19 protein-coding genes are annotated in these 20,761 nt (G+C 65.2%); 13 read left to right on the top strand and 6 right to left on the bottom strand.

Annotated features, from left to right (window positions below; translation table 11 throughout):
• Positions 1 to 50 precede the first annotated feature (50 nt).
• Both miaB and MSIMFI_RS19265 read left to right on the top strand, forming a co-directional pair.
• Positions 51 to 1,571 (top strand): tRNA (N6-isopentenyl adenosine(37)-C2)-methylthiotransferase MiaB, encoded by a 1,521-nt coding sequence (gene miaB / locus MSIMFI_RS19270; protein WP_224770359.1) that lies wholly within the window; start codon positions 51 to 53, stop codon positions 1,569 to 1,571.
• The gene (locus MSIMFI_RS19265) at positions 1,559 to 2,206 is read left to right on the top strand and encodes an Rv2732c family membrane protein (protein ID WP_186242546.1); all 648 of its coding nucleotides are present in this window, start codon (positions 1,559 to 1,561) and stop codon (positions 2,204 to 2,206) included. Before miaB ends, MSIMFI_RS19265 begins: the two co-directional genes overlap by 13 nt.
• On the opposite strand, the gene MSIMFI_RS19260 is transcribed toward MSIMFI_RS19265, so the two are convergent.
• Positions 2,203 to 3,567, bottom strand: coding sequence for a DUF349 domain-containing protein (locus tag MSIMFI_RS19260; RefSeq protein ID WP_191498716.1), 1,365 nt, complete (start codon positions 3,565 to 3,567; stop codon positions 2,203 to 2,205). The genes MSIMFI_RS19265 and MSIMFI_RS19260 overlap by 4 nt on opposite strands.
• Before the next feature lie 322 nt (positions 3,568 to 3,889).
• Between MSIMFI_RS19260 and MSIMFI_RS19255 the strand changes: the two genes are divergently transcribed.
• The 7 genes from MSIMFI_RS19255 (at position 3,890) to MSIMFI_RS19225 (ending at position 11,594) form a co-directional block, all read left to right on the top strand.
• The gene (locus MSIMFI_RS19255) at positions 3,890 to 4,810 is read left to right on the top strand and encodes a DMT family transporter (protein WP_191498715.1); all 921 of its coding nucleotides are present in this window, start codon (positions 3,890 to 3,892) and stop codon (positions 4,808 to 4,810) included.
• A gap of 367 nt (positions 4,811 to 5,177) precedes the next feature.
• Positions 5,178 to 6,173, top strand: a complete 996-nt coding sequence (locus tag MSIMFI_RS19250) for a DMT family transporter (protein ID WP_191498714.1) — start codon at positions 5,178 to 5,180, stop codon at positions 6,171 to 6,173.
• 36 nt (positions 6,174 to 6,209) lie between these two features.
• Positions 6,210 to 6,923, top strand: a complete 714-nt coding sequence (locus MSIMFI_RS19245; RefSeq protein ID WP_191498713.1) for a class III extradiol ring-cleavage dioxygenase family protein — start codon at positions 6,210 to 6,212, stop codon at positions 6,921 to 6,923.
• Positions 6,924 to 6,932: 9 nt separating this feature from the next.
• Complete coding sequence (gene miaA, locus MSIMFI_RS19240; protein WP_191498712.1) at positions 6,933 to 7,871, top strand: tRNA (adenosine(37)-N6)-dimethylallyltransferase MiaA; 939 nt, start codon at positions 6,933 to 6,935, stop codon at positions 7,869 to 7,871.
• Positions 7,872 to 7,943: 72 nt separating this feature from the next.
• The gene (gene dapF / locus MSIMFI_RS19235; protein WP_191498711.1) at positions 7,944 to 8,825 is read left to right on the top strand and encodes a diaminopimelate epimerase; all 882 of its coding nucleotides are present in this window, start codon (positions 7,944 to 7,946) and stop codon (positions 8,823 to 8,825) included.
• A gap of 64 nt (positions 8,826 to 8,889) precedes the next feature.
• The gene (gene hflX / locus MSIMFI_RS19230) at positions 8,890 to 10,359 is read left to right on the top strand and encodes a GTPase HflX (RefSeq protein WP_224770338.1); all 1,470 of its coding nucleotides are present in this window, start codon (positions 8,890 to 8,892) and stop codon (positions 10,357 to 10,359) included.
• Positions 10,360 to 10,433: 74 nt separating this feature from the next.
• Complete coding sequence (locus MSIMFI_RS19225) at positions 10,434 to 11,594, top strand: acyl-CoA dehydrogenase family protein (protein WP_191498710.1); 1,161 nt, start codon at positions 10,434 to 10,436, stop codon at positions 11,592 to 11,594.
• On the opposite strand, the gene MSIMFI_RS19220 is transcribed toward MSIMFI_RS19225, so the two are convergent.
• Positions 11,591 to 12,778, bottom strand: coding sequence for a TerC/Alx family metal homeostasis membrane protein (locus MSIMFI_RS19220; RefSeq protein ID WP_191498709.1), 1,188 nt, complete (start codon positions 12,776 to 12,778; stop codon positions 11,591 to 11,593). The genes MSIMFI_RS19225 and MSIMFI_RS19220 overlap by 4 nt on opposite strands.
• A gap of 289 nt (positions 12,779 to 13,067) precedes the next feature.
• Here MSIMFI_RS19220 and MSIMFI_RS19215 point away from each other — a divergent pair, with 289 nt between their 5' ends.
• Positions 13,068 to 15,347: an LGFP repeat-containing protein gene (locus MSIMFI_RS19215; RefSeq protein ID WP_191498708.1), complete on the top strand. Its 2,280-nt coding sequence runs from the start codon at positions 13,068 to 13,070 to the stop codon at positions 15,345 to 15,347.
• Positions 15,348 to 15,366: 19 nt separating this feature from the next.
• Here the strand turns inward: MSIMFI_RS19215 and lexA are convergent, their stop codons facing one another.
• Complete coding sequence (gene lexA, locus MSIMFI_RS19210) at positions 15,367 to 16,083, bottom strand: transcriptional repressor LexA (protein ID WP_191498707.1); 717 nt, start codon at positions 16,081 to 16,083, stop codon at positions 15,367 to 15,369.
• A gap of 243 nt (positions 16,084 to 16,326) precedes the next feature.
• Between lexA and MSIMFI_RS19205 the strand changes: the two genes are divergently transcribed.
• The 3 genes from MSIMFI_RS19205 to MSIMFI_RS19195 all read left to right on the top strand — a co-directional run bounded on the left by MSIMFI_RS19205 (position 16,327) and on the right by MSIMFI_RS19195 (position 17,966).
• Positions 16,327 to 16,821, top strand: coding sequence for a LysM peptidoglycan-binding domain-containing protein (locus MSIMFI_RS19205; RefSeq protein ID WP_191498706.1), 495 nt, complete (start codon positions 16,327 to 16,329; stop codon positions 16,819 to 16,821).
• Between the two features lie 157 nt (positions 16,822 to 16,978).
• Complete coding sequence (gene nrdR, locus MSIMFI_RS19200; protein ID WP_186242557.1) at positions 16,979 to 17,443, top strand: transcriptional regulator NrdR; 465 nt, start codon at positions 16,979 to 16,981, stop codon at positions 17,441 to 17,443.
• A 28-nt stretch (positions 17,444 to 17,471) separates the two neighbouring features.
• Positions 17,472 to 17,966, top strand: coding sequence for a peroxynitrite isomerase (locus MSIMFI_RS19195; RefSeq protein ID WP_191498705.1), 495 nt, complete (start codon positions 17,472 to 17,474; stop codon positions 17,964 to 17,966).
• 9 nt (positions 17,967 to 17,975) lie between these two features.
• Here MSIMFI_RS19195 and MSIMFI_RS19190 read toward each other — a convergent pair whose 3' ends face one another.
• Genes MSIMFI_RS19190 through MSIMFI_RS19180 form a run of 3 tightly spaced genes read right to left on the bottom strand, consistent with a single transcriptional unit; the run spans position 17,976 to position 20,740 of the window.
• Entirely contained in the window at positions 17,976 to 18,668 is a 693-nt protein-coding gene (locus MSIMFI_RS19190) for a PhzF family phenazine biosynthesis protein (RefSeq protein ID WP_191498704.1), read from the bottom strand.
• Between the two features lie 33 nt (positions 18,669 to 18,701).
• Positions 18,702 to 19,727, bottom strand: a complete 1,026-nt coding sequence (locus tag MSIMFI_RS19185; RefSeq protein ID WP_191498703.1) for an alpha/beta fold hydrolase — start codon at positions 19,725 to 19,727, stop codon at positions 18,702 to 18,704.
• Positions 19,728 to 19,762: 35 nt separating this feature from the next.
• Positions 19,763 to 20,740 (bottom strand): proteasome assembly chaperone family protein, encoded by a 978-nt coding sequence (locus MSIMFI_RS19180; protein WP_191498702.1) that lies wholly within the window; start codon positions 20,738 to 20,740, stop codon positions 19,763 to 19,765.
• Positions 20,741 to 20,761 lie beyond the last annotated feature (21 nt).

Genomic DNA, 20,761 nt, shown 5'->3' with positions numbered 1-20,761 from the left:
TGACTCGGCCCGACGGGGTCAGTCGCCGTACCATGGCCGACGTGACTTCGATGGTGGCGCGACACGCCCAGGCTGCGCCTGGTGCACAGGCGCAGTCGACGCGCACCTATGAGGTCCGTACCTACGGCTGTCAGATGAACGTCCACGATTCCGAGCGGCTGGCCGGCCTGCTGGAAGCGGCTGGCTACCAGCGCGCGGTCGACGGCGTCGACGCCGACGTGGTGGTCTTCAACACCTGCGCGGTCCGTGAAAACGCCGACAACAAGCTGTACGGCAATCTCAGTCACCTGGCGCCCCGCAAGCGCAGCAATCCGGACATGCAAATCGCGGTCGGTGGTTGTCTGGCCCAGAAGGACCGCGAGGTCGTGCTGCGCAAGGCGCCATGGGTCGACGTCGTCTTCGGCACTCACAACATCGGGTCACTGCCGACCCTGCTCGCCCGGGCCCGGCACAACAAGGTCGCCCAAGTGGAGATCGCCGAGGCGCTACAGCAGTTTCCCTCGTCCCTGCCCAGCGCCCGCGAATCCGCTTATGCCGCTTGGGTTTCCATCTCAGTCGGCTGCAACAACAGCTGTACCTTTTGCATTGTCCCGTCGCTGCGTGGCAAGGAGGTCGACCGCAATCCGGCCGACATCCTGGCCGAGGTGCAATCTCTGGTGGACGAAGGCGTCCTCGAAGTCACGCTGCTGGGCCAAAACGTCAATGCCTATGGGGTCTCGTTTGCCGACCCAGCCCAGCCCCGTAATCGGGGCGCCTTCGCCGAGTTGCTGCGGGCCTGCGGCCAGATCGACGGGCTGGAGCGTGTCCGGTTCACCTCCCCGCACCCGGCCGAGTTCACCGACGATGTCATCGAGGCGATGGCTGAGACGCCGAACGTGTGCCCCGCACTGCACATGCCGCTGCAGTCCGGATCGGACCGAATCCTGCGCGCGATGCGGCGGTCCTATCGGGCCGAGCGCTATCTGGGCATCATCGAGCGGGTGCGAGCCGCGATGCCGCACGCCGCCATCACCACCGATCTGATCGTGGGCTTTCCAGGCGAGACCGAGGCGGACTTCGCGGCGACCCTCGACGTGGTGGCTAAGGCCCGGTTCGCGGCCGCGTTCACCTTCCAGTACTCCAAGCGGCCCGGAACGCCGGCGGCCGAACTCGACGGGCAGCTGCCGAAGGCCGTTGTGCAGGAACGTTATGAACGACTAGTCGAGCTGCAGGAGAAGATCTCGCTGCAGGCCAACCATGCCCTGATCGGGCACACCGTCGAACTGCTAGTCGCCACCGGCGAAGGACGCAAGGACACCCGTACGTCACGCATGACCGGGCGGGCACGGGATGGTCGATTGGTCCATTTCACGCCAGGCGATCAGCAGGTGCGTCCTGGCGACATCATCATCACGACGGTCACCGACGCCGCGCCACACCATCTCATCGCCGACGCCGGCATCCTGACTCACCGCCGCACCCGTGCCGGTGACGCGCACGCGGCAGGGCAGCGGCCACGCGGCGTCGGTCTGGGTATGCCCGGCGTCGGACAACCCGTTCCCGCCGTCGCACCCGCGGGATGCGGAACTTGAACGGAGAACAGAACTTGGCGGATTTCCGGGATTTCAATGCCTTCCGGGATGAAATTGAGGCGGCTGAGCGCCGGGTTGCTCGTGAGATCGATCCCGGTGCCAGGGCTCTCGTTGTCGCGATCCTGGTGTTTGTGCTGCTGGGATCGTTTATCTTGCCGCACACCGGCACCGTGCGGGGATGGGACGTGCTGTTTGGCACTCACGGCGCCGCCGCGGCCGCGGTGGCGCTACCGTCGCGGGTCTTTGTTTGGCTGGCACTGGTGTTCAGCATCGGCTTCTCGATGTTGGCGTTGATGACGCGGCGGTGGGCGCTGGCCTGGGTGGCGCTGGTGGGTTCGGCGCTGGCCAGTGGCACCGGGCTGCTCGCCGTATGGTCGCGCCAGACCGTGGCCGTGGGTCATCCCGGTCCGGGTGTGGGGCTCGTCGTGTCGTGGATCACCGTGATGGTGTTGACGTTTCACTGGGGTCGGGTGGTGTGGTCGCGCACCATCGTGCAACTCGCGGCTGAGGAACAGCGTCGTCGTGCCGTCGCGGAGCGACAGTCTCAGACGCTGCTGGATAGCCTGGACGACCCGGGTACGCCGGAACACGGCCCGGATGCCGGCGCCGACACTGACCGAGACGACGATCGTTAGGGCCTGCGGGTCAGTGCGTTAGCGGCTGCGTCAGCCCATTGCCGCCACTGTTCGGCGTTCGCCTTTGCCTCTTCGGCTTCCTTGGTCCGGCCGGCAGCGGCGGCCTTTGCGGCCTGGTGTTCGAACTGTTCGGCCCGGCTGCGGAATTGCTCCGCGCGGGCCTGCGCCTGTGGGTCGGACCAATCCGATTCGCTCGCGTCGCGCACCTTCTTCTCGATCGCACGCAACCGCCGTTCCAACTCGGCGGATCGCTCCCGCGGCACCTTGCCGATTGCGTCCCACTTTTCGGCGATCGACCGTAGCGCCGCGCGGGCGGCGTCGTGATTGCTGGTGTCGAGTTTTTCCGCCTCGGCCAGAAGCGCCTCTTTGGCGGCGGCATTGGCGCGCAACTCGGCGTCCTTCTCCGCCGTGGCCGCGTTGCGGGCGGTGAAGAACACGTCCTGGGCGGCCTTGAAACGGTGCCACAGGGCATCGTCCACATCTCTGCTCGCTCGGCCGGCCGCCTTCCATTCGGTAAGCAGCTTGCGGAATTCCGCGCTGGTAGCGGTCCAGTCCGTCGAGTCGGACAATTCTTCGGCCCGCTTGCAGAGCCGTTCCTTGGACTGCCGGACGCCCGATCGCTCGCGGTCCAGTTCAGCAAAATGCGATCCACGCCGCCGGTTGAACGTTTCCCGGGCAGCCGAATACCTCTTCCACAGCGCGTCGTCGACCTTGCGATCCAAACCGCTGATCGTTTTCCAGTCGTCCAGAATCGCCCGGAGCCGGTCACCGGCGAGCTTCCACTGGGTCGAGTTGGCGGCCAGCTCCTCGGCCTCGGCCGCCAACGCTTCCTTGCGGGCGGTCTGAGCGGCTCGATGCTCCTCGCGCTTGGAGCGATCCGCGGCGGCAATGGCATCAGCGTGCTCACGCAGGGTGTTCAATCGGTTGGCGAGCGCTTCGACATCGCCCAGCACACATGCGGTTGGCAGCGTCTCGGCGAGCGCTATGGCGTTGGCTCTGATCTTGCGGGCATCGCCGGTCCCCGACGCCAACCGCTCCTCCATCAGCGTGACCTCGGTGCTCAGGTCGTCGAATCGCCTCCCGAAATGCGCAAACGCGGCTTCGGGGTCGCCGGCCTGCCAGGAGCCGACGATGCGCTCACCGACGGCGCTGATCAGCCATACCGTGCCGTCGTCGTCGACACGTCCGAACCGATGTGGGTCGCTGGACAGGGGTGTTGCCATCGGGTGCGACGTGGGTCGTGGCATTGGCCGGGGCCCGGGACGCGGTCCCGGGCGTGGTGTCGCCCCGGACGGGGGGCCCGGCACCGGCCCCTGGACCGGACCGGATGGTTCGTTGATCCGGGTTTCGTCAGCCATCATGTGCTCGTCACCTAGCCCTTTGCACCCTTCGCGCGGTCGCTATCCCGCGCATCTGCCGCGCGAAGCGGCACCTCTACGGTCGACAGGTCTATTGCGGCCCAGCGCCGTCGTCAGGTTTTCCCAACCGGTTCCCACAGTATTCAAGCAGCTCGTAGGGTGGTACGCCGCTACTATCACCAGTGCTTTTTGGCGGGTAACCCAACCATTTGAACGGAAAAGTTCCGGTTGTGACGTCTAGGGCACCCGAGTCATTATTGAACAACTGCCTAACTTCCCGATTTACGCGACTGCTCCCGGGCCGAATGTTGGAGGAAGATCAGCTATGGCCAACGTTGGCGTCGCGACGCTGCTCGCACTGGCGGCGGCGCTGCTCGCCGGCATCGGATATGTGGTGCTGCAGCGGTCTGCGCAACAAGTCACCAGCGAGGAGGTTGGCCACTTCACGCTATTCCACCTCTCGCTGCGGCACGTCCAGTGGTGGTTGGGCAGTATGGCGGCGCTGCTGAGCTTCACGCTGCAGGCTGTCGCGCTGACCATGGGGTCGGTGGTGTTGGTCCAATCGCTGCAGGCCACGGCGCTACTGTTCGCATTGCCGATCGATGCCCGCCTGACTCATCACCGGTGTACCGCCAGGGAGAGCATGTGGGCGGTGTTGCTTGCCGGCGCGGTGGCGGTCGTCGTCATGGCCGGCGATCCTTCGGCTGGCCATACCCGGGCTCCATGGTCGACGTGGGCCGTGGTCGCCGTCGTGCTGATTCCAGCTCTGGTTGTCTGCGTGGTGGGGGCACGGATGGCTTCGGGCCCTATGTCCGCGGTGCTGCTGGCAGTGGCATCGGCGGCAACGCTGGCGGTGTTCACGGTGTTGACCAAGGGAGTGGTGGCCGAACTCGGCAAGGGCTTGCCGACACTGCTTCGCAGCCCAGAGTTCTATGCCTGGATCGTCGTCCTGCCGATCGGGCTGATGTTTCAGCAATCATCGTTGCGCGCGGGCGCGCTGACCGCGTCGTTGCCGACGATAACGGTGGCCAGGCCGTTGATTGCGTCGGTGCTCGGGATCACCGTGCTCGGCGAGGTGGTGCACACCGGCGAGGGACAGGTGTTGACGTTGCTGGCTGCTGTGGTTGTGGTAGCTGTCTCTACCGTTGCCCTGGCCCGCGACGAGGCCGCAATGATGGCTGGTCCTACCGGTCCTACCGGTCCTACCGGCAAGGTGGAAGTCACCGGTCAGCTTGCAATGCCGTAGCGGCGGACTCCACGGCGTAGCGCTTGGGTAACGAATCGGGATCGTCGCCGGCACGCAAGTGCGGTGACAACCACTAGCCCGGTACCGTGGAACAGTTGCTGTTCGGGGGTTAGGCATTGGGGGCTTGGTGGGCCGGGCATAGCCGGCGTGCCGCCGCCGTCCGTCCCAGGCTTCTCATAGCTATTGCATAGCTTGCTACAGGCGCTGCATAGCTTGATCAGGAACTATCGAGGGGATTCGCGAACGGTTCAACGGCATCGAGACGGTGCAGCGCCATACGGTCGTTGTTGAACTGCCAGCGAACAACAGGTGCATAGTCGGCTGCCGCGGGGCAACGCTGGTGGGTCGCAGGGAATCGAGGTCGCCCATGTCGAAGGTTGAAATCGCCGCGATAATCGCCCTGTGTGCGGCGCTGGCATCCGCGATCGGCGATGTGGTCCGGCAACGTTCCGCGCATGAGATCACCGACAAACAGGTGGGCCACCTCGAGCTGTTTGGCATGTCGTTGCGTGACACCCAGTGGTGGTTGGGTGGCATGGCGGCAGTTCTCAACTACAGCCTGCAAGCGTTGGCCCTGGCGTGGGCATCGGTGATGCTGGTGACGTCACTGCAAGTGACCGCGCTGCTGTTCGCCCTGCCGATCTACGCGCGGTTCGCCCATCACCGGATCACTCGCTGGGAGTGGATTTGGGCGGTCGCACTCGCTGGTGCGTTGGCGGTTGTCATTATCGTCGGCGACCCGACGGCGGGCCACCAACGAGCGCCGCTGCACACGTGGATCATCGTCGGCGCAGTAATGGGTACGGCGTTGTTGTTGTGTGTGGTGGCGGCGCGGGTGTGGGCTGGCCGTCCGCAAGCGGCGGTGCTGCTGGCTGTGGTAGCCGGTTCAGCGCTGGCGCTGTTCGCGGTACTGACCAAGGGTGTCGTCGAGGTCGCCGAGGATGGCCTTTCCGCCGTGCTGCGTGCTCCGGAGTTCTATCCCTGGATACTGGTGGCGCTGGCCGGGATGATCTTCCAGCAATCGGCATTTCGCGCCGGCGCTCTGACCGCCTCATTGCCGACGATGACGGTGGCCAAGCCCATAGTGGCCACCGTGCTTGGGGTGACCGTGCTCGGCGAGACGCTGGAAGCCGATGGCCCTGAGGCGTTTGTCTTGATCGCTGCCGTCGTGGTCGTAATCACTGCGACGGTGGCGCTGGCCCGCGGAGAAGCCGCCACCCTCGTTGCCGAGGTTGGGCAGGACAGGTTGAGCGCTCACAGGAACGAGCCGCCCGTGAAACGATCGTCCGGCGATGATGTCGGCATTGCCGCGGAACGCGTGGTAGCCGGGGATCGTCCGGCGTGGGGCACGTCCACGGCTTGAGTTCAATGCTCGGGGCCAACGCGTTAGTTTGGTGGCGTGTTGAGCGCCATCGCGATCGTTCCGTCGGCGCCGGTGCTTGTTCCCGAACTGGCCGGGGCGGCCGCCGCCGAGGTGGCCGACTTGGGGGGCGCGGTGATCGCGGCGGCGGCTTTGCTGCCGGTGAGCTGGATTGCCGTTGGAGCGGGCCGCGCCGATGGCGTAGTGGGCCCAGACACCGTCGGCACCTTCGCGGGCTACGGTGCCGACGTGCGGGTCGGACTCTCGGCCTTCGAAACAGGGTTTGACAAAATCCGGGACCAAGCCAGGCGTCCGGTCGAATTGCCGCTATGCGCGCTGATCGCCGCCTGGGTGCGGGGCCAGGCCCGACCCGAAGCCAGCGCTCAGGTCCGCGTCTACGCCAGCGACCACGATCTTGACGCCGCGCTGGCCCGGGGCAGGCAACTACGTTCCGAGATCGACCGGACGCCCGATCCGATCGGCGTGCTGGTGGTTGCCGACGGCGTGAACACGCTGACTGCCAATGCCCCAGGTGGCTACGACCCCGGCAGCGGTGACGTGCAACGCGCCCTCGACGACGCGCTGGCAATCGGGGACGCCGCGGCGTTGACTCGGTTGCCCGGGCAAGTCCTTGGGCGGGTGCCATTTCAAGTGCTGGCCGGCCTTACCGAGCCCGGGCCGCGATCGGCCAAGGAGCTCTACCGGGGAGCGCCCTACGGTGTGGGCTACTTCGCCGGCGTCTGGCAGCTCTAAGGAAAGCCCGTGCGACCCCTGGCGATCATCGGACCCACTGGCACCGGCAAATCGCAACTGGCACTCGACGTCGTCGAGACGCTCGCCGGTGCAGTCGGTGGCCCTATCGAAGCCGAAATCGTGAACGCCGACGCGATGCAGCTCTACCGCGGCATGAATATCGGGACGGCGAAGCTGTCCCTCGAAGAGCGCCGCGGGATCCCACATCATCAACTTGACGTGCTCGACGTCACGCAAACGGCGACGGTGGCGCGCTATCAGCAGGCCGCGGCCGCCGACGTCGAGGCGATCAGGGCCAGGGGAGCCGTGCCGGTCGTGGTAGGCGGTTCGATGCTCTACATCCAATCGCTGCTCGACGACTGGTCGTTCCCCGCAACCGATCCCGTGGTGCGCGCGAGATGGGAGCAGCGACTCGCCGAGGTCGGGGTGGGCAAGCTGCACGCCGAGCTGGCTCGCCGCGACCCTGCCGCGGCTGCGGCGATCCTGCCCACCGACGGTCGGCGCACGGTCCGCGCGCTCGAGGTGGTTGAGCTCACCGGGCAGCCGTTCGCCGCGTCCGCGCCTCGCATCGGCGCCGCGCGGTGGGACACCGTCATCGTTGGGTTGGACTGTCAGACAACGATTCTCGATGAACGATTGGCGCGGCGCACGGAGTTGATGTTCGATCGTGGCCTGGTCGAGGAGGTACGGGTGCTGCTTGGGCGGGGCTTGCGCGACGGGGTTACCGCGTCGCGCGCGCTGGGCTATGCCCAGGTGGTCGCGGCGCTGGATGCCGGCGGCACAGACGACCTACTGCGACAGGCGCGGGACCAGACGTATGTGGGCACCCGGCGCTATGTTCGACGACAACGGTCGTGGTTTCGCCGCGACCACCGGGTGCAGTGGCTCGATGCCGGCGCGACCAGCCTCGTCGAGAACGCAGTGCGGGCATGGCGGAACGTATCCTGATCAAGTGATCCGCGTCGACGACGATGATGTCGGCTCGGATAGCTTCAAGCCGGCGTTTGAGGAGTGGCGCACATGATCTTCGCCAAGGGCCACGGCACACAAAACGACTTTGTGCTGCTGCCCGACATTGATGCGGGGATCGCGCTGACCGCTTCCCGAGTTGCCGCCTTGTGCGACCGGCGCAGGGGCTTGGGCGCGGATGGGGTGCTGCGGGTCACCAATGCGGAAGCCGCGGTGACGGCCGGTGTGCTCGACCGCGTGCCCGACGGTGTCAGCGATTCCGACTGGTACATGGACTACCGAAACGCCGACGGCTCGACGGCGCAGATGTGCGGCAACGGGGTGCGGGTGTTCGCCCACTACCTGCGGGCCAGTGGTTTGGACTCTCGCGACGAGTTCATCGTCGGCACGCTTGCCGGACCGCGACTGGTCAACCTGCAGCACGTCGACGCCGCCCATGCCGACGTCACTGTCGACATGGGCAAGGCCAGCCGGGTGGGCAGCGGGGGGCAGGCCTTTGAAGCCCTAGTCGGGGGTAGGAGGTTTGCCGGCCTGGCGGTCGACGTCGGCAACCCACACCTGGCCTGCGTTGATCCGGACCTGAGCGTCGATGCTCTGGCGGCACTGGACGTGGGGGCGCCGGTGAGCTTTGATCATGCGCAGTTCCCCGAGGGCGTCAATGTCGAGGTCCTTACCGCGCCGGCCGGCGGCGTGGTGTGGATGCGGGTTCACGAACGCGGCGTGGGCGAGACCCGCTCCTGTGGCACCGGGACCGTGGCGGCCGCCGTCGCGGCGCTGGCCAGCGTCGGCTCCGAGACGGGCATGCTCACCGTGCGGGTTCCCGGCGGCGACGTTTCGGTCACCATTAGCGACGCGACCAGCTTCTTGCGTGGGCCGTCGGTGCTGGTCGCTCGCGGTGAGCTCGACGACAACTGGTGGCGCTCACTGGGTTGAACCGAGACGCAAGATTTATTCGGATGCGCGGCTCCCCGCGACGTGCCACCATCGGGTATTGGCTATGAAATATCCAGATTCGCCCAAGAAGGCAGAACCGCCCAGTAAGGCAGAACCCAATACGGGCATCGCTGATTCCTCACCCAGTCTTGGTGAGCTTGCCCTCGAAGACCGATCGGCGCTGCGCCGGGTCGCCGGGCTGTCGACCGAGCTCGCCGACGTCTCCGAGGTCGAATACCGCCAGCTGCGGTTGGAGCGGGTGGTCTTGGTCGGGGTGTGGACCGAGGGCAGCGCGGCCGACAACCAAGCGAGCCTGGCCGAGCTGGCGGCACTTGCCGAAACCGCCGGCTCCCCGGTGCTCGAAGGGCTCATCCAGCGCCGTGACCGACCCGACCCGTCTACCTACATCGGCTCGGGCAAGGCGGCCGAGCTTCGGGAAATCGTCGTGGCGACCGGGGCAGACACCGTCATCTGTGACGGCGAACTATCTCCCGCGCAGCTGACCGCACTGGAGAAGGCCGTCAAGGTCAAGGTCATCGACCGCACCGCGCTGATCCTGGATATCTTCGCCCAGCACGCCACCAGCCGCGAGGGCAAGGCCCAAGTGTCGCTGGCCCAGATGGAGTACATGCTGCCGCGGCTGCGCGGCTGGGGTGAGTCGATGTCGCGGCAGGCCGGTGGCCGTGCCGGTGGCACTGGCGGGGGAGGGGGCCTGCGCGGCCCTGGTGAGACGAAGATCGAGACCGACCGCCGCCGCATCCGCGAGCGGATGGCCAAGCTGCGGCGCGATATCAAGGCCATGAAGCAGGTCCGCGACACCCAACGCAGTCGCCGCTTGGAGAGCGAGGTGCCGTCGATCGCCATCGTCGGCTACACCAACGCGGGTAAGTCCAGCCTGCTCAACGCATTGACCGGCGCCGGGGTGCTGGTACAGGACGCGCTGTTCGCCACCCTCGAACCCACCACCCGTCGTGCGGAGTTCGATGATGCGCGGCCGTTTGTGCTCACCGACACCGTCGGCTTTGTGCGGCACCTGCCCACCCAGTTGGTCGAGGCGTTCCGCTCCACGTTGGAAGAGGTCGTCGACGCCGACCTGTTGGTACACGTCGTCGACGGGTCCGACGTCAATCCGCTCGCCCAGATCGGTGCGGTCCGACAGGTGATTTGCGATGTGATCGCCGACCATAACGGTGATCCGCCGCCCGAGCTGCTGGTAGTCAACAAAGTCGACGCCGCAAGCCATCTGATGCTCGCCAAGTTGCGCCACGAGCTGCGTGACGCGGTGTTCGTCTCCGCCCGCACCGGCGAAGGTATCGATGCGTTACGGCGGCGCATCTCCGAGCTCACTGAGCTATCTAAGCCGACCGACACCGCCGTGGACGTGGTGATCCCATACCACCGTGGCGACTTGGTGGCCCGCGTGCACACCGATGGTCGCGTACAGCAGGCCGAGCACAAGCCGGAGGGCACCCGGATCCAGGCCCGGGTTCCGATGGCGCTGGCCGCCAGTTTGCGTGAGTTCTCGACTCATTAGCCGCCCTCCCGCTGTCGACCAACCGTCCGGTTGATATATGTTGGCGACAGAGTATTTTTGCCGCGGAGGTCAGCATGGGCAGTGTCGTCAAGTACCAGCGCACACTTTTCGAACCCGAGCACGAACTATTCCGCGAGTCATACCGGGGTTTCCTCGACCGCCACGTCGCGCCATATCACGACGAATGGGAGAAGGCCAAGATCGTCGACCGCGGGGTGTGGCTCGAGGCCGGCAAGCAGGGCTTCCTTGGCATGGCGGTGCCCGAGGAGTACGGCGGTGGCGGCAATCCCGACTTTCGGTACAACACGATCATCACCGAAGAAACCACCATTGGGCGCTACAGCGGTATCGGCTTCGCCTTGCACAACGACATCGTGGCACCGTACTTGCTGGCGCTGGCCACCGAAGAGCAGAAGCAACGCTGGCTACCCAAGTTCTGCACCGGGGAACTGATCACCGCGATCGCGATGACCGAACCGGGTACTGGTAGTGATCTGCAAGGCATCAAGACCCGCGCCGTCAAGCAAGGCGATCACTATGTGCTCAACGGGTCAAAGACGTTCATCACCAACGGGATTAACTCAGACCTGGTGATCGTGGTGGCCCAGACCGACCCCGACAAGGGCGCGCAGGGCTTTTCGCTGCTCGTCGTCGAACGGGGTATGGAGGGTTTCGAGCGCGGCCGCCACCTTGACAAGATCGGGTTGGACGCCCAGGACACCGCCGAGTTGTCGTTCACAGAGGTGCATGTGCCGTCTGAAAACCTGCTGGGCCAGGAGGGCATGGGGTTCATCTACCTGATGCAGAACCTGCCGCAGGAACGGATCAACATCGCCATCATGGCCGCCGCGGCCATGGAATCCGTGTTGGAGCAGACACTGCAATACACCAAGGAGCGCAAGGCTTTTGGCAAGCCGATTGGCAGCTTCCAAAACAGCCGATTCGTGCTGGCCGAGCTGGCGACCGAGGCGACCGTGGTGCGCATCATGGTCGATCAGTTCATCGCGTTGCACCTGCAGGGGAAGTTGACGGCGGAGCAGGCCGCCATGGCCAAGTGGTACTCCACCGAAAAGCAGGTGCACCTGATCGACCGTTGCCTGCAACTGCACGGCGGGTACGGCTACATACGCGAATATTCAGTTGCCCGTTCCTATCTCGATGCTCGGGTGCAGACGATTTACGGCGGTACCACCGAGATCATGAAGGAGATTGTCGGCCGCAGCCTGGGCGTCTAGCGCGTCTCGCGTCCATCGTGCGCATCGTGTGCCCTTCGTAGCAGCTCCATCAGTTCGTCGTCGTACCAGATCCGAACACGGTGTTGCGTTGGAAGCGCGCCGATCTGACGTTCCTCGTCGAGTAGTCTCGCGAAGATCTTCTCGCGCTCGACGGGATCGGTCTCATAGCGCGGGTCGAGGTATTCCGTCGCGTGACGCCGCGCCCTTGCTGTCGAAGTCTGTGCGCGTCCGCGCGACGACAGCACAGATGCCGCGGCCGTGGTCAGCAGGATGACAATGATCACCGTTAATGACGTCATCGTGCTCACTTTGACAACCGGAATTGGCCTACCGTGGTTGATGAACGGAATGTTGTTGTGGTGCAACGCTTCCAGCATGAGTTTGACGCCGATGAAGCCCAGGATCGCGGCCAGCCCGTAGGACAGATACACCAGCCGATCCAGCAGCCCGTCGATCAAGAAATAGAGCTGGCGCAGGCCGAGTAGCGAGAACGCGGTGGCCGCAAACACCAGGTAGACGTTTCCGGTCAGACCGAAAAGCGCCGGAACCGAATCGAACGCGAACAGCAGGTCGGTGCCACCGACGGCGATCATGACCAGCAACATCGGGGTCATCAGTCGCTCGCCGTTCTCGACGGTGCGCAATCGGTCGCCATCGTAGTTCTGCGAGGTCCGCAAGAACCGCGCGGCCAGCCGGATGATGAAGTTGTCGGCCGTATGGCTTTCAGCCTCTGCGGGTCTGGCGAGGTTGCCCGCCATGAACAGCAGGGCAACGCCGAACAGGTAGAACGTCCAATTGAAGTTCTCGATGAGCGCAGCCCCGACGAAGATGAATCCGGTGCGCGTGACCAGCGCGAACGCTATACCGAATAACAGCACCTTTTGCTGGGCAACCCGAGGCACCCGGAAGCTGCTGATTATGACGAGGAATACGAACAAGTTGTCGACGGACAGGGCCTCGTCGGTGAGGTAGCAGGCGAAATATTCGGCCGCCATCTCCGGGCCGCCAAAGATGACAACGCCGATACCGAACAGGACAGCGATCCCGACATAGGTCGCCGACCAGAGGGCGGCCTCACGTAACGTCGACACGTGTGTATCGCGCACCCGGAAGACGTAGTCGAACGCCATCAAGCCAGCGATCACGACGATTGTCAGGGCCCAGACTGGTCCGGAAACACCCATGTCAGCTGTGTTTCCTCTCACCGCACGTGCCGGGCTCCCGTCTCCGGCACGGTAGCCCAAACCCGGCGTGCTGCGCAGCATGGTTGCTCGCGACACTCACGCGGCCCGGCATCATTTCGACATCGGCTGGGTATCCGTTTTCGTAATATTTGCGAATTGACTTCGAATTTGTCGTTCGCTAGAGCAGAGTTATGCGAGCCCGGCCACGATGCGGACCGTAGCTGGGGGAGGGCCCATGGTGGCGAATCCACCGGCTCGCGGGGCGAGTAGGGCAGGGCTGGGAGGCTTGGTGAACGGGCAGAGAGGTCACTTGAAGAAGCTGGTCGGGCGTGCGCTGGTCGGCTTGACGGCTACAGCGCTCGCCGCAGTACTGCTGACACCTACGGCGGGGGCGTCCCCGATCGGCGACGCAGAGGCCGCCATGATGGCCGCGTGGGACAAGGCGGGGGGCGACACGTCGACGCTCGGTGCCCGCAAGGGTGATGTTTATCCGGTAGCCGACGGGTTCGCCCTGGACTTCGACGGCGGCAAGATGTACTACACCCCGGCCACCGGCGCCAGGTACATCTACGGCCCGATCCTGGACAAATACGAGTCGCTTGGCGGTCCGGCCAGCAGCGATCTGGGCTTCCCGACCATCAACGAAGTTCCGGGTCTTGCCGGACCTGACAGTCGCGTGAGCACCTTCTCCGCCAGCGACAACCCGGTGATTTTCTGGACGCCAGACCATGGCGCATTCGTCGTGCGCGGCGCGTTGAACGCGGCGTGGGACAAGCTGGGCAGCTCGGGTGGCGTTCTGGGTGCTCCAGTCGGGGATGAAACCTACAACGGCGAGGTCGCTTCCCAGAAGTTCAGCGGCGGTGAGATCTCATGGAACAGAAAAAGCAAGGAGTTCACATCCACCCCGCCGGCATTGGCCGATCAGTTGAAGGATCTCCAGGTTGCGATCGATCCCGCGGCGGCCATCAATATGGCCTGGCGCGCCGCCGGCGGCGCCGCAGGGCCGTTGGGCGCCAAGAAGGGAGACCAGTACCCGATCGGCGGAGACGGCATAGCCCAGGACTTCACCGGCGGCAAGGTCTTCTTCAGCCCGGCCACCGGAGCCAATGCCGTCGAGGGCGCAATCCTGCAGAAGTACGAATCGCTGGGCGGGCCGGTCAGCAGTGACCTGGGCTTCCCCATCGCCAACGAGGCCGACGGCGGGATCACCCCCGCAAGCCGGGTCGCGTCGTTCTCGGGGGCTGACAAGCCGGTGATCTTCTGGACCCCTGACCATGGCGCATTTGTGGTGCGGGGAGCCATGAAGGCCGCGTGGGACAAGCTCAAAGGCTCCACCGGCAAACTCGGCGCGCCGGTCGGTGACCAAACCGTGGACGGCGAGGTGATCTCGCAGAAGTTCACGGGCGGCAAGATCTCGTACAACCGCGCGAAAAACACGTTCACCACCGACCCGGCGAACCTGGCGCCGTTGCTATCCGGTCTGCAGGTGGCGGGTCAGAATCAGCCCAGTGCTGCGGGTCCGCCCTCGCACGGCAAGAAGTTCACCTGGCATTGGTGGTGGCTGGTGGCCGCCGTCCCGGTGGTGTTGCTGATCGTGATGGCCGTGTTTGTGGTGCTCGGATTGCGCCGACGCCGCGGCGGCCACGAGCCCGCTGTGTACCCACGCGAGCATGACTTTGACCGTGACGTTGCTGGCTATGATGCGGGGGCGGACGGTCACTGGCCGCACGATGAGATCGATTACGGCACCGAACGTTTCCCGCTTGACGACCAGCATCTGCCGCAACATCCGGTGCCGGATGACGAGTCGACGTCGCGGGTCAGCTGGCCGCGAGGTGCCGGCGCCGGTGTGGCCGAGCACATCCCCGGCGGCGAAGCGTACGGCGGCGACATGTTGTCCAGATCCGACGAGGGCTATGACTTCGGAGTGGTCGACGAAGAAGACCCTGACGCCGTTGACACCACACCCACGCCCATCGTGTCGCCCAGCGATCTCGCCGAAGCGACCGAGACCGAAGAGCCCTTCGTTCCGGAAACCGTGGCGGCCGAGACCTTTGTGCCCGAGGCCTTCACTCCCGAAACCGTCACTCCGGAAGGCGTAGCTCCAGAAGCCCACGTTCCGGAGACCCACGTTCCGGAATCCCATGTGCCGGAGGCGGCGTTCCCGGATACGTTCACTGCGAACGCCGCCGGCGCGGACGAGACCTTCTCCGACACCGCCGTTACGGAGGCTGGGTCGGTTCCTGAGGTGCGAACCGGGCGGCATGCAGCTGTGGATTCATCGGCGGATGAAGCGGAAGTGGCCGCAGAAGCGGGGTATGGGGGTACGCCCAAAGCGCCGCCGGCGCCAACGGCTGCGCGGGCGCCCGGCCAGGGTATGCGCCCGATGATCCATCTGCCGCTCGAGCACGACCCATACCAGGCTCCGGATGGCTACCCCGTCAAAGCCAGTGCCCGTTTCGGCCTGTACTACACGCCCAGCAGTGCGCTGTATCACGACACGCTCGCCGAACTCTGGTTCGCCAGCGAAGAAGTCGCGCAGGCCAACGGGTTCGTCAAAGCGGACTAACCTCGACCGGTAACCGACGCTAGATCTTTCGGATTACCGTGACGACCTTGCCAAGCACGGTTGCATCATTGCCCGGGATCGGATCGAAGGCCGGGTTGTGCGGCATCAGCCAGACCTGACCGCCTGCCCGCTTGAACGTCTTCACGGTGGCCTCGCCGTCGATCATCGCTGCAACGATGTCACCGTTGTCGGCGACGTTTTGCTGGCGCACCACCACCCAGTCGCCGTCGCAAATCGCGGCCTCGACCATCGAGTCGCCGACGACCTTGAGCAGGAACAGCGTCCCCTCGCCGACCAGCTCGCGGGGCAACGGGAAGACGTCCTCGACGGCTTCCTCGGCAAGAATCGGGCCACCGGCCGCGATGCGCCCGAGCACGGGGACAAAGGTGGGTTCCGGTAGCGCATCCGAGCCGGCGACTTCGGTCACCGGCGTCGGCGCTGCTGCGTCGTCGACGCCGCGGACATCGACCGCTCGAGGGCGATTCGGGTCACGGCGCAGGTAGCCCTTGCGCTCTAGGGTGCGCAGCTGGTGGGCCACCGAGGATGTTGACGTCAGACCGACTGCGTCGCCGATCTCCCGGATGCTCGGCGGGTACCCGCGGCCGGTGACCGAGGCACGGATGACGTTCAAGATGGTGCGCTGCCGCTCGGTCAGCGATGAATCCGCTGGGCCCGATGCTGCTGGGCCCGATGCTGGTGGGCCCGATCCCGATGGGGTGTTGTTGCTGTCGCTCATGGCACTGAATGTAGCCGCAACCCGCGCAAGAATCAAACATGTGTTCGACTGTGTGTCGTGTGGCGTCGGCAGTCGTTCAGTAGCAGGTGGTGATGGTCGACGCCGAACCGGAGAGGTTTTGTCGGTGGGTTGGTTTAACGTCTTGCACGGGCGACACGCTTCGATCAAATGTTCGGGTATCGAACACACGAGCGACTAGAGTGTCGAACACACGAGCGAGAAACCGTCGGCCGGAGGAACAACATGACGATCATCCAGACAGTCCTGCCACGTACCCGTAGCGTCCGGGGGCCGATCAACGGGCCGATACCCGAGTCTCGCTCTGGTCGGGCTCGGCATGCCCAATCGCGCAGGCCGGGCCCCTACCGGCCGGCGGGGACGCCGCTGCGCTACCCCGGCACCGGGGTTGCGATGTCGATGGCATCTCATCGCAGGAGTCCGGACACGGTAGCGACGACACTGGGGCTGGCCCTGCTTGCGGCGATGATTACCCTCTGGCTTGGCCTGGTAGCCAACTTTGGGGACATGGCCAATGGCAGCTCCTCCGCTGCGGTCACTCGGGTACCCGACACGCTCGCTGTAGTGCGCGTGTTGCCTGGAGAGTCTTTGCAGAGCGTCGCCGCTCGCGTCGCGCCCGACGCGCCGGTGCGCCAGGTTGCCGAACGCATCCGCGAACTCAATGCCCTGGACTCCACGACGCTGTCCGCAGGCCAGACCCTGATCGCGCCGGTCGGCTGACGGTTTCACCGTGTACTGCGAAAACCGTTCTACGCCAAGCTTGCTCGCGGACCGCGGGGTTGAGCGCGGATGGCTGGCGGCTGCGTTCGCCCTGCGAGCGAGCGCACAGGTACTCTCGGAGTCGTCTGCGATACCCGGATGCGGCAAAGGAGCGGCCATGCACTGTCCGTTCTGCCGGCATCCCGATTCCCGGGTGATTGATTCGCGGGAAACCGACGAAGGCCAGGCCATTCGCCGGCGCAGGTCGTGCCCCGAGTGTGGGCGGCGGTTCACGACCGTGGAAACCGCAATCCTGGCCGTGGTCAAGCGCAGCGGCGTCACGGAGCCTTTCAGCCGGGAAAAGGTCATTAGCGGCGTGCGTCGAGCATGCCAGGGGCGCCAGGTCGACGACGATGCGCTGAACCTGCTCGCCCAGCAGGTGGAAGACACCGTGCGTGCCGCTGGGTCCCCGGAGGTCCCCAGTCACGACGTCGGCCTGGCAATCCTCGGGCCGTTGCGCGAACTCGACGAGGTGGCGTATCTGCGGTTCGCGTCCGTATACCGATCTTTTTCATCAGCCGACGACTTCGAGCGTGAGATTGAGGCGCTTCGCGCGCACCGCAACGTATCGGCTCCAAACTGACCGATCGCAACGCGGCTAGGCTTCCTTCATGCTTCCTGACCTGCACCCTGATCTTGACGCATTGGCACCGCTGTTAGGTACCTGGGCTGGCCGGGGCAGAGGCGAGTACCCGACGATTCAGCCGTTTGAGTACCTCGAGGAAGTCGTCTTCTCCCATGTGGGCAAGCCATTTCTGGCTTACGGCCAAAAGACCAGGGCCGTAGCCGACGGGAAGCCGCTGCATGCAGAAACGGGGTATCTCCGTGTGCCGCAACCAGGTCACGTTGAGCTGGTACTCGCTCACCCGAGCGGAATCACCGAAATCGAAGTGGGCACCTATTCGCGGAGCGGTGATGTCATCGAAGTCGAGTTGGCTACCGGTCCGATCGGGGCCATCGGACTAACCCCGACCGCTAAAGAGGTGAATGCACTTGGTCGTTCGTTGCGCATCGACGGCGACCAGCTTTCGTACTCGTTGCAGATGGGTGCGGTCGGGCAACCCCTGCAGCATCACCTCGCCGCCGTGCTGCACCGAAAACGCTGAACCGAAGCGTCAGTCGACTTGTCTCACACCGTCACTGGCGACGCGGCCGGTGACGCCGACCCAGCCCTCGGGACTCCACGTGGTTTCGATCATCGATCCCTTGCCCTGGGTAATGGTGAGATCGCGGCTGAGGTAATCGGTAATGCGTATCGCCGCCGAGCCTGTCGCTTCGTCTTCTGGCACACCAAGGTTGGATGCGAACATCCGGGCCCGAATCGATCCGGCGGACCGGTCGGTCCAGGTCCACAAGTAATGGGCGATGTCGTCGGGAAAATCGGTCGGGTCGGCGGCCGCAAGGGCCTCGCGTGATTCGATGTCGTGGATGGCAATCTCGGGCGCCCACTCCGCCCGTGCGTTGATGGTCGTGAGGTCGCCACTGTCGCCGTAGCTCACCTGCACGATGCCGGCCGGCACCTGCAGCGTGCGAATCGGCAGATCGTTGTGGCGCAGCCACCACGACGCTCCCACCGTCGGGTGGCCAGCGAACGGCACCTCGGTGCGCGGAGTGTGGATGGTGGCGTGCGCGGTGGTTGAGCCGGCTGTGGGGAGATCGACGAATATCGTTTCGCTATAACCCAATCGGGCCGCCAGGTGTTGCCGGTCGCGATGCTCAACCTGGCTGGCATCGACCACGCCGAGCGGATTGCCGAAATTGCCATCCGGATCGGTGAAGACCCGCAAGACGGTCACGTCTATACCCATGGCCCGACTGTACGTTGCGCGCGAGAGGGGTGATCAGGTAGCGCTGCGTTCGTCTGAACCCATCGCGTTCAGGACGGCAACGCGAGTGTCGACAGGGCCGGAGACGGTGCGTTCGCCGCTGCCGGTGCGGAGCAACTGGCGCAGGGCTACCGGGTCGTATTCGGCGGGCGCGGTGGTGTCGATGAAGCGCTGCACAACGTCGATGAAGCGGGCCGGGTCGTCGTGGAATGGAAAATGGCCGGAGCGCTCGAAGATCTCCAGCCTGGAGCCGGGCATCGCGGCGTGCGCCATTTCGGCATGGCGGACGGGGACCACCACGTCCCGGCTGCCCCAGATGATCTGCACCGGAATGGCCTCGGTCAAATAACATCGGTCCAGCATCGTGACGATCTGCCCGCGCCAGTCCACCACGGCCCGCAAGGTGCGGCTGAACGCCGCTGAGGCTGTCGGCTCCGGTAGGTCATCCAGTATCCGCAGCACGTTGGGCAGGTCACGCCCGAGGCCGGTCGATCCCATTGCCACGCCCGCTATCCGCCCGGCCAGCTGAACTGCAGGCAGCACGAGGGGAAGCCGCAGCAATGCCAGGGCCTCGCTGCCCATCGGCAACGAGGCCAAGCGGAAGACGATGTTGACATCCTTGGTGACGCCGCCAGCGCCGACCAGCACCAGCCGCTCGACCAGCTGAGGAAACTGGTAGGCGAATTGCATCGCCACGCCGCCACCGAGCGAATGTCCGACGACGGTCACGCGCTCGATGTCGAGCACGCTGAGCAGGTCGCGCATGCCGTTGGCGTAGGCCGCCACCGAGTAGTCGGCGCGTGGCTTGTCGGACTTGCCGTGGCCCAACAGATCTGGGGCGATGACGGTGAACCGCTGAGCCAGCTTGGCATGTATGCCATTCCAGGTGGTGGAGTTGTCGCCGATGCCGTGGATCAGCAGAATCGCCGGCCCATCGCCGGCGATCCGGAACGCCCGCTTATAGCCGTGGATGGTGCGGAACTGCAGCGAAGGCGCAGTCACTTCCCGCACCGGGCGAAGTCTGCGCTTCCGCTCGGTCATCTCGTCCAACCTCGTTGTCGGGCCAGTTCGGGCGTTTACTTCGGATCGTCGTCGTCGAACTTCTTTTCCGCCTGCTGAGCCAGGAACCGCTCAAACTCTGCCCCAAGCTCGTCGCCGCTCGGTAGATCCTCGTCACGCGCTAGTAACGACCTGTTCTCCTGAGCGTCGATGAACGCATCGTACTGGCGCTCAAGGGCTGCCACCACCTGAGCGACCTCTGCGCTCGCCTGAACCTGTTCGTCGATTTTGGCCCGGATCTCGGCTGCCGATTCGGCCAGCGCGGTCAACGGCAGTTCCAGTGAGCCGGTCTTGGCCACTTGCTCGAGCAGCGCCTGGGCGGCGGCGGGGTAGTCGGTCTGTGTCAGGTAGTGCGGGACGTGGACGGTGAAACCGACGACCTCGTGACCGTGCTGCGCCATGCGGTACTCCAGCAGGTTGGAAGCGCTACCGGGAACTTGGATTTCGGTGATCCACGGCGTGAAATCGGCGATCAGTTCGCCGTTGTTGGAATGCGCGGTCATGGTGATGGGGCGCGTGTGCGGAACGGCCATTGGCACGGTACCCAGGCCGATCGTCTGCCGTACCCCCAGACGCTCGGCCAGCAGCCGCACTGCGGTTATGAAGCGCTCCCACTTCAGGTCCGGCTCCATGCCGGCCAGTAGTAGGAACGGGGTGCCGACGCTGTCGCGCAGCGCGTACAGGCTGAGCTCTGGATCGTCGTAATGGGTGAAGTGATCGGTCTTGAACGTCATCAGCGGCCGGCGCGAGCGGTAGTCCAGCAGTTCGTCAATCGCGAAGGACGCGACCAGCTCGGTGTCCAGGGCCACCTTAAGGTGGCGTGCGGCTAGCCGGATCGCATGACCGGCGTCGGAAAAGCCCTCCAAAGCGTGCACCAACACCGGGCCACGACCGTCGGACGTCGACAACACGGGCGCCGGAAACTCGAGCTCGTACATGCCAGGTTGGCCGGGCTGGTAGTCCTGCGCCTCGCCCGGGTCTTGACCGTGGGCCATGGGTGTTGCCTCCTCTCTGGG

Origin of the sequence: Mycobacterium simulans (genome assembly GCF_900232995.1) — a bacterium.
In the GTDB taxonomy this organism is placed as follows: domain Bacteria; phylum Actinomycetota; class Actinomycetes; order Mycobacteriales; family Mycobacteriaceae; genus Mycobacterium; species Mycobacterium simulans.
The sequence above is the reverse complement of the archived record's forward strand: the minus strand, read 5'-3'. Positions and strand labels throughout refer to the sequence as shown.

Coding starts and splice junctions, on each gene's coding strand:
- MSIMFI_RS19180 (WP_191498702.1), bottom strand. CDS start 20,740: ATGGCCCACGGTCAAGACCCGGGCGAGGCGCAGGACTACCAGCCCGGC.
- MSIMFI_RS19205 (WP_191498706.1), top strand. CDS start 16,327: ATGACGATCATCCAGACAGTCCTGCCACGTACCCGTAGCGTCCGGGGG.
- MSIMFI_RS19195 (WP_191498705.1), top strand. CDS start 17,472: ATGCTTCCTGACCTGCACCCTGATCTTGACGCATTGGCACCGCTGTTA.
- MSIMFI_RS19265 (WP_186242546.1), top strand. CDS start 1,559: ATGCGGAACTTGAACGGAGAACAGAACTTGGCGGATTTCCGGGATTTC.
- hflX (WP_224770338.1), top strand. CDS start 8,890: ATGAAATATCCAGATTCGCCCAAGAAGGCAGAACCGCCCAGTAAGGCA.
- MSIMFI_RS19190 (WP_191498704.1), bottom strand. CDS start 18,668: ATGGGTATAGACGTGACCGTCTTGCGGGTCTTCACCGATCCGGATGGC.
- dapF (WP_191498711.1), top strand. CDS start 7,944: ATGATCTTCGCCAAGGGCCACGGCACACAAAACGACTTTGTGCTGCTG.
- MSIMFI_RS19250 (WP_191498714.1), top strand. CDS start 5,178: ATGTCGAAGGTTGAAATCGCCGCGATAATCGCCCTGTGTGCGGCGCTG.
- MSIMFI_RS19260 (WP_191498716.1), bottom strand. CDS start 3,567: ATGATGGCTGACGAAACCCGGATCAACGAACCATCCGGTCCGGTCCAG.
- nrdR (WP_186242557.1), top strand. CDS start 16,979: ATGCACTGTCCGTTCTGCCGGCATCCCGATTCCCGGGTGATTGATTCG.
- MSIMFI_RS19255 (WP_191498715.1), top strand. CDS start 3,890: ATGGCCAACGTTGGCGTCGCGACGCTGCTCGCACTGGCGGCGGCGCTG.
- MSIMFI_RS19220 (WP_191498709.1), bottom strand. CDS start 12,778: ATGGGTGTTTCCGGACCAGTCTGGGCCCTGACAATCGTCGTGATCGCT.
- MSIMFI_RS19185 (WP_191498703.1), bottom strand. CDS start 19,727: ATGACCGAGCGGAAGCGCAGACTTCGCCCGGTGCGGGAAGTGACTGCG.
- lexA (WP_191498707.1), bottom strand. CDS start 16,083: ATGAGCGACAGCAACAACACCCCATCGGGATCGGGCCCACCAGCATCG.
- miaB (WP_224770359.1), top strand. CDS start 51: ATGGTGGCGCGACACGCCCAGGCTGCGCCTGGTGCACAGGCGCAGTCG.
- MSIMFI_RS19225 (WP_191498710.1), top strand. CDS start 10,434: ATGGGCAGTGTCGTCAAGTACCAGCGCACACTTTTCGAACCCGAGCAC.